Source organism: Ideonella azotifigens (genome assembly GCF_006519715.1).
Lineage (GTDB): Bacteria > Pseudomonadota > Gammaproteobacteria > Burkholderiales > Burkholderiaceae_C > Ideonella > Ideonella azotifigens.
This window is the reverse complement of sequence record NZ_VIDT01000286.1, coordinates 1-6,627: the sequence shown is the minus strand read 5'-3', so window position 1 is coordinate 6,627 and position 6,627 is coordinate 1. Positions and strand designations below refer to the sequence as shown.

Below are 6,627 nucleotides of genomic sequence, written 5' to 3'. Positions count from 1 at the left end.
GTACTGGCCGGCATAGGCCAGCTCGGCCTCGGTCAGCGCCGCATAGCGCCGCGCATGCTCGATCGCCAGCGACGGGTCGGAGACCAGTCGGGAGACAAGAGGCGGCAGCATGCGGATCTCCGGGAGGGCGGCAAGAGGTGGGGCGAAACGGGGCGGCAGGCGCAGGACGATCAGCGGTCGCGCTGCTTGGCCAGCAGCACGATCAGGCCGGTCAGCGCGGCGCCGACGGCGGCTGCCACCAGCATCGACTTGACCGGCTCGTCGCGCACATAGCGCTGGGTGCGGTCGTTCAGCGCAGCGGCTTCGTCCTTCACATGCACGGCGGCGCTCTTGGCCATCTGCGCATTGCGGGTCCACCAGCTTTCGGCCATTTCGCCGAAGCGGGCAGCTTCCTTGGCCACGGCTTCAGCCACCGGCTGCACAACGGAGGCGGCCTTGTCGGCAGCTGCGCTGGCGGCACCGGAAATGGTGGAAGAAGAAGTGGGGGTGGTGTTGGGAGTGGTGCTCATGGGGATCTCCTAGGGTGGATTGAAACAGCGGGGGAACAAGGTCAGAAAGCGGAAAAGGGTGGCGGCAGACGCCCAGAAAAAAGCCATGGCATGCATGTAGCACGCCAGGCCATTCAGGCGACTGCCGTCAACCGCGTCCGCGCAGCAGGTTCACGATCAGGCCGGCCACGGCCAGCACCAGGAACACGAAAAACAGGATCTTCGCGATGCCTGCTGCTCCAGCGGCAATGCCGCCGAAGCCGAAAAGCGCTGCAATCAGCGCAATGATGAAAAAGACAACGGCGTAATGCAGCATGAGTTTCTCCTGTGAGACCGTTGCCGGCCGCGGTGGATGGAAGGCGATGGACGAAGGTTAAAAGCCCCCTCTGCTGCAGGGCGTGGGCTGTTGGCGCGAGCCGCCGTCGGTGGGCATTGCATGGGCCTGTAGGACCAAGCCCACAACAAGCCCCTCACGGCGCCTCGCCAGAGCCCGATGTTGCATTGCAGCGCTTGTCCGTTCGCTTGTCCAGGGCCTGATGGGAGTGGCCGTGACGCCCGTCAACGCTGCTGGCCGCGACAACGCGCAGCGCGTGGAGGCTTCGAGCGGGATGTTCCTGTGATGACAGAATTGCCGTTACTTGACGCGTGAGGCCCAGTATTGCGGCCGTTTCTGATGCGGTGCGATCGCGATGACGAGCAATGCCTGCTGTGAAGGCCGATAAACGATGCTGAACGGAAAGCCTTTGACAAGAAGGCTGCGCGTTTCATTGAATGACGGCGCTCCGCCAAGCGGGTGAGTGGCAGCGCGGGAAACGGCTGCTTCCACTGCGGCTTGAAAGCGAACGCCTGTGCCCGCCCGGACCTTAGAGTAGTAGGCAACTTCCTTCAACAGCTCGAGCTCCGCCGCAGGAAGGAACCGGACCTTGATCACTGTGCGATGCGCCTGGCCTTGGCAAAGACTTCTTCGGCATCAATGGCTTCCACCGCGCCTTGGTCATACTCGGCCAAGCGACGCGCAATCTCGGATTCCCAGGCGGCGTCCAGTTCGGCCGCTGCCGTTTCGTTGAGCGATTCCAGCAGTTGATCCACCAGCCGTTCACGATCTTCCGGGGACAGCGCTCGTCCGCGCTTCACGAGTTCAGAGACTTGATCAGGCATGGCAGGCTCCTTAGTAGGCCTGCCGCAGTTTATCGTTCTGGCGGTGGCATGGCATGCATTCTCGCCATTGCTTGGTGCACGACCATGCAACCTCCGCCTGTCGTGCTTTGATTGTCTCGTCGGCTTTCGACGCGGTGAAGCGGTCTACTCGTCGCCGGTCTCGGACTCGAGCACTAGCGTGGTTGCCTTGACCTTGACCGTGACGTTCACTAGGCTCGGTGGAACGAACAGGACGCAGCCTGCGCCGTGCCCGCCTGCCCAACCGTGCTTCGGCGCCTCGGCGGAGAACCAGAGCTTGACGTTCTTAGCGATCCTCTAGGCGTCCTTCCCCGTGGCTTGGTCGTATAGGGCAAGAATCCGCTCGGCTGTGCACAGGACAGCTCGATCCTTGAGCATGCAGGAAGCGGGTGTCGGGAACTTGAATGCCATGTGTTCGTCTCCTTTGAAATGTGGTTGCTTCTCACTGAAGCCAGTCGATCGGAATCAACTTCTCTCCGCCGCGCCACCGTTCTACGACGGCCGACTGAAACCAGCCCTCGGTCAGGTCGGCGTGATCCATGACGATGATCTGCAGGTTAGGCGCCAACTCACTCGCCGCGTCGGCGATCAACTTGAACAGCGCAAGCACTGCCTCTTGATCTTCGTCCTTCAGTACCTTCAAAGAGCCGTCCACATCGCGTGCCGGCGGGTAGTGCGCCTGCGACGGCTGGTCGAAGATGATGAAGCCCGGCACGGGCCGACCCTTCATCCGAAACCACTTGTGCAAGGCGAGATGCGCAAGGATGTGATAACCGACCCAGTTCTCGCCGCTACCCATCTTGTAGAGAGGAACTGGCCCGTCGATGGTGTCGGCAACTACCGTAAGGTTGCGAATGTCCAGGCGTAGCTGAGAGTCGCTGTGCTCCAGTTTCAACGACCTTGAGTAGTCCGTCATCTCGCGACCGATGATGTTCAGAAACGCGCTGAGCTTTTCGCGAACGGCATTCATGTCCAGCTCGGCTTCCAGCGCAGCCACCCGGGCAACCGCCAGTTCATGCTGCCGTTTCAGGGCCGAGTTGTCATCCCGATTCGTCGCGGTCTCGACGTACTGCTGAACCTTTCCAACGACCCTGGCGCGGAGAATGAACGCATCTTGCTGAACACGCATGATCTCGTTCTCTTGAATCCGCGCGTTGATTCGATGCTGGTTTTCGCGAAGCTTCGTCTGGATGTCTGCTTCCTCGCGTTGAAGCGCCGCGAGTCGTCCTTGAAGACGCGGGTTTTCCGCTTGTACCGTCTCTAGCTCGTCGTTGAGTCCCTGAAGCACCTGCGCGATCCGCGCCGCCGCAGGAACCTGGTTTTCAAGCACGCTTGCGCAAACCGGGCACTGCTCCATCCCGTGCACGTGAGCTGCATTGAAGAGACCCACCGTGCTGAGACGAGCGCGCTGCTCCTTCGCCTCTCGTTCGAACCCCATCGTTTCGGACGTGAATACCCGCGTCGATCGAATCTCGCTGTTCAGACGCTCCATCTCCTCACGCAGGTTCTGCCGCTGGGTGCGCAGTTCCGCCAGTGCCGCTTCTCCATCGCCAACCACCGCATCGCTGCGCGGAAGATCCTCGCTGCCAATGCGGCGTAGGGCATCGATCGCTCGTTCGTAGCTCGTCGGCCTGAAACGCTCGTCCAGCAGTCCGACATGCCGTGCCTCGTCGAGCAGCGCCTGAGCGCGCGGATAGGTGCTGCTGTCCAACGCCTCAGCCTCACGCACCTGACGATCAAGCTGCCGGAGAGCTCGCCGCGCCTGTTCAAGCTGAGCTTGCTTCAGCAGCCGATCTTCGTCGATCGCGCCGAGGAAGTAGGGAAACGTGTCGCGGATGGCTTGCCCGACGAAGTCCTCACCTTGGCGGTGAAACAGCCGCTGCTTGCTGTCAATATCGTTCTGATCTTGAAACGAGAACAGCAGGGCATGGCGAAAATTTGCGGCCAACGGGTCACGCGTCGGAGTCTCTGGTCGATGTTCGTTTTCGCTGATGCCGATCGCGCTTCCGAGGAACTGTTCCAGCGCATCCACCGTCATGTTCTTGTGAAGAGCTACAGCCTCGGGCAACTCGATCTGCGTGCCGCGCTCGACATAGACCTCCGGGCTCGTCTTCTCCCCCACGGCGGGGTTCTTGCGAGCGACAAAAATCTGACCGCCGCCGAGTTGAAACAGCACACCGTACCAGCCCACGTGCTTTCGAATCACACCGGCAGCAACGTTGCACTCACTCCTTCCTGTGCAGTAGTCGATGATGTCGATGATCGCTGACTTGCCCGTCTTCGATGCTCCCGTCAGGACGCTGAGGCCACCGACGTTGAATGCAAGCTCTCGGACCTGACCAGCGTGACTGTAGAGAACAAGCTTTGCTATCTGCAGGCTCACGGTGCCACTCCCCATGCAGAAAATATCGTTGATGTTGTGCCCGCTGCCGAGAACCATCGGCCGATGAACGCGGCGCGATCGGCGCAAGCGCGAGCATCTGCCGTGAACAGTTCTGTTCGCTTCTCGGTCGGCGCGAGAAACCGAGCGGATGGGGCGAGTTCGCCGTCCTCGCCAAGCTCGATCGCGCCGTATGCAACCCCAAATAGGATTGCCTCTCTGGACATCGTCTTGAGCTGGCTGACTCGCTGGGCGAAGCCGATCAGACACCCTTGATTGCTTTGAACCCAGGAAAGCAGTGAAGTCACCGTCGAGTGCGGCAGTGCCGCGCGCGTCGGTTGATGAAGCACGATGGGGAGCACCAAGAAGGCAAGCGCAAAAGGCAACGGCCGGTGCGCCTTGCCTTGAAAGTCCTTCGCGGCCACCGCCAGCAAGGTGGCGCAGAAGGCGGGATTGAAGAGGTTTGCCTCCTCGACAGCCCGGTCATCCCAGCTCTTCATGCTTGATCCTCCTTCCCTTCCTCAGGCGTCTCCGCCTGTTCCGAGAAATCGGGATGCCAGCCCACTTTGAGGCGGTTCGCCAAGATATGAAAGCTGCCATGCGTCAGGAAGCGATGGGCGGCAGATCGAAGCGGATAGAGCGCGTCCACCTCTGCCCATTTGTAGAGCAACCGCCCCGATGCAACCTTCGCCTCGTCACCACATGCCTTCGGAAGCTCGTCGACCATGGCAGCGAACCTGGGCTGCCAGGCCTCTATCAGCTGCTGCTCATATGAACCAACCTCGCCATCAACGAGAAGCTGTTCGCGCGCCCACTTCGACCGCTGCTCAGATGCCCGGTAGTAGTCGCGGATGGCATATTCGATCCGTTGCGATCCAATGTTGATGCGTCGCAGTTGGCGAACGAATGGGCGCTTGTCGAGATCGGCAACCACTGCAGGCGATGGTGTCGCCGCACCGAAATCGACGGGAAGCGCCGTCCGACGAAACTCCTCCCGAAGCTCGTCCACTCGGTTGTCGATCGAAATGACGGGGATAGAACTCCGGTGGCCAAGCACGTTGATCACAACGCTGAACCACCACCCTTCCAATCGTTCCACGAAATGATCAACGTGTTCCTTGGCCACGGCCATTCGAACCGCCCGGCAAATGTCTTCGCGAACATCAACGATGTTGGGCGAACCATCAAGGATGTCGATCGACTTCAACAGGTTTGCTTGTCGCACCTCCGCGAGGTCGATGAACGCCTTGTAGGCGGCTGCATTCTCGGAGCTCTTGGATGTTTCGGCAGTGTGGATGAAGAGTTGCCGCGCGCGGTGCTCGTCACGGTCTCGCATTCGTAGGAAGGATGCAGCCGATCCGTCAGGCGCGGCGCCGGTGGTCACCAGGATGAAGCGGCGGCGGAAGACCTCATCGACATCCGTCGCCACCTGGCGCGCCCAAATGCCGAGCGTCTTCCAAAGGTCTACGCTGGCGTCAGTGAGCTTCCCCGCTTTGGCGACATGATGCTTCGTCTGGATTTGTTCAACCGGCGACCCTTCCTGCACGAAGGCGACGTCGTCGAACTTTTCGATCGTCAATTCCAGTTCTGGACGATCGGAAATTGCTTCAAGCCCCTTGAGCAGGGCAAAGCGACACTGAAATAGATAACCCGTCGCGGCAGCCGCAGCCTCGTGCGCGCTTTCCTTCTTCTTCGCCATCTGCGACTACGCCTCCCTTGGCATAGTGGATCGGCACCGTCACTCGTTTGGCGCGGCTCTCCGATTCCTACATATGTGCGCGTAGTGGATCGCATATGCTGAAAAAACTCAACCTCCTCCTCTCCGTCCATATTGCCACTCGTGAGCCTTCACGCCAGAAGGGCCGATCTGCCAGGCCCTCAATCTTCAGTACTGATCGGTCAGGTCGTCGCCGAAGCGGTTCGGGCCGACGGTGCCGCGCAGGCAGCCGGTTTCGATGAAGGCCCAGATGCTGCCGATGACCGGGATGAGGCCGATCAGGATCCACCAGCCGGACTTGTCGCGGTCATGCCAGCGCTTGACCTGCATCGCCAGGCCGATCCAGGTCCCGGCGATGTAGAGAGGCACGGCAAGGATCCAGCTCAGTGTTTCAGACACCAGGGCGACGGCACCGACCACGCCGCCGAGCACCAGCATCGCCAGGAAGAAGAACAGCACGCCGTAAAGCCAGAAGACTTTGCGCGAGATGCGCCCCTGGAAGCTGAAGTACAGGGTCTTCAGGTCGGGCTTTTCGCTGCTGGCGGGCAGGATCAGCTCGGCGTTGGGCGGCTGGAACGGGTTGACGGCTTCGGTCATGGTGGTACTCCCTCGGTGGATGCTTTGCGCGGCGCTCAAATCGCCGCGCGGCAAGTATCCGAGGGAATGGGCCAGCCGGCAGGGCTGCAAGCTAGGGACTGCCAGCGGCCACTGCCCACCGGTTCAGGCGTGAGGCGCCCGCTGCGTGCCAGCCGCCTGGCTTTCCTGTGCCCGCTCCCGCAGCAGCGCCCGTTCCCGCTCGTTCTGCGTCAGCGCTGCGGCCTCGGTGAAGGCCTGCTCGGCTTCGGTGTGGCGGCCGAGCTTGGCCA

The 6,627-nt window shown here is 61.2% G+C and carries 8 protein-coding genes; all 8 read right to left on the bottom strand.

Annotated features, from left to right (window positions below; translation table 11 throughout):
- Positions 1 to 170 precede the first annotated feature (170 nt).
- The 8 genes from FKP22_RS17030 to FKP22_RS16995 all read right to left on the bottom strand — a co-directional run bounded on the left by FKP22_RS17030 (position 171) and on the right by FKP22_RS16995 (position 6,358).
- A complete protein-coding gene (locus tag FKP22_RS17030) occupies positions 171 to 509 on the bottom strand; it encodes a hypothetical protein (RefSeq protein ID WP_141288648.1) in 339 nt (112 codons plus the stop codon).
- A gap of 127 nt (positions 510 to 636) precedes the next feature.
- Positions 637 to 804 (bottom strand): DUF1328 domain-containing protein, encoded by a 168-nt coding sequence (locus tag FKP22_RS17025; protein WP_141288647.1) that lies wholly within the window; start codon positions 802 to 804, stop codon positions 637 to 639.
- A 318-nt stretch (positions 805 to 1,122) separates the two neighbouring features.
- Complete coding sequence (locus tag FKP22_RS17020) at positions 1,123 to 1,419, bottom strand: type II toxin-antitoxin system RelE/ParE family toxin (protein ID WP_141288646.1); 297 nt, start codon at positions 1,417 to 1,419, stop codon at positions 1,123 to 1,125.
- Complete coding sequence (locus FKP22_RS17015; RefSeq protein ID WP_141288645.1) at positions 1,416 to 1,646, bottom strand: addiction module protein; 231 nt, start codon at positions 1,644 to 1,646, stop codon at positions 1,416 to 1,418. The genes FKP22_RS17020 and FKP22_RS17015 overlap by 4 nt, the downstream gene beginning before the upstream one ends.
- 460 nt (positions 1,647 to 2,106) lie before the next feature.
- Positions 2,107 to 4,104 carry a DUF3732 domain-containing protein gene (locus tag FKP22_RS17010; protein ID WP_141288644.1) on the bottom strand — a complete coding sequence of 666 codons (1,998 nt, stop codon included), beginning with the start codon at positions 4,102 to 4,104 and terminating at the stop codon, positions 2,107 to 2,109.
- Positions 4,044 to 4,544: a three component ABC system middle component gene (locus FKP22_RS17005; RefSeq protein ID WP_141288643.1), complete on the bottom strand. Its 501-nt coding sequence runs from the start codon at positions 4,542 to 4,544 to the stop codon at positions 4,044 to 4,046. The genes FKP22_RS17010 and FKP22_RS17005 overlap by 61 nt, the downstream gene beginning before the upstream one ends.
- On the bottom strand, positions 4,541 to 5,743 hold the full coding sequence (locus tag FKP22_RS17000) for an ABC-three component system protein (RefSeq protein ID WP_141288642.1): 1,203 nt from the start codon (positions 5,741 to 5,743) through the stop codon (positions 4,541 to 4,543). Before FKP22_RS17000 ends, FKP22_RS17005 begins: the two co-directional genes overlap by 4 nt.
- Before the next feature lie 186 nt (positions 5,744 to 5,929).
- Positions 5,930 to 6,358 carry a DUF805 domain-containing protein gene (locus tag FKP22_RS16995; protein WP_141288641.1) on the bottom strand — a complete coding sequence of 143 codons (429 nt, stop codon included), beginning with the start codon at positions 6,356 to 6,358 and terminating at the stop codon, positions 5,930 to 5,932.
- Between the last annotated feature and the right edge of the window lie 269 nt (positions 6,359 to 6,627).

Coding starts and splice junctions, on each gene's coding strand:
- FKP22_RS17010 (WP_141288644.1), bottom strand. CDS start 4,104: ATGGTTCTCGGCAGCGGGCACAACATCAACGATATTTTCTGCATGGGG.
- FKP22_RS17015 (WP_141288645.1), bottom strand. CDS start 1,646: ATGCCTGATCAAGTCTCTGAACTCGTGAAGCGCGGACGAGCGCTGTCC.
- FKP22_RS17000 (WP_141288642.1), bottom strand. CDS start 5,743: ATGGCGAAGAAGAAGGAAAGCGCGCACGAGGCTGCGGCTGCCGCGACG.
- FKP22_RS17005 (WP_141288643.1), bottom strand. CDS start 4,544: ATGAAGAGCTGGGATGACCGGGCTGTCGAGGAGGCAAACCTCTTCAAT.
- FKP22_RS17030 (WP_141288648.1), bottom strand. CDS start 509: ATGAGCACCACTCCCAACACCACCCCCACTTCTTCTTCCACCATTTCC.
- FKP22_RS17025 (WP_141288647.1), bottom strand. CDS start 804: ATGCTGCATTACGCCGTTGTCTTTTTCATCATTGCGCTGATTGCAGCG.
- FKP22_RS16995 (WP_141288641.1), bottom strand. CDS start 6,358: ATGACCGAAGCCGTCAACCCGTTCCAGCCGCCCAACGCCGAGCTGATC.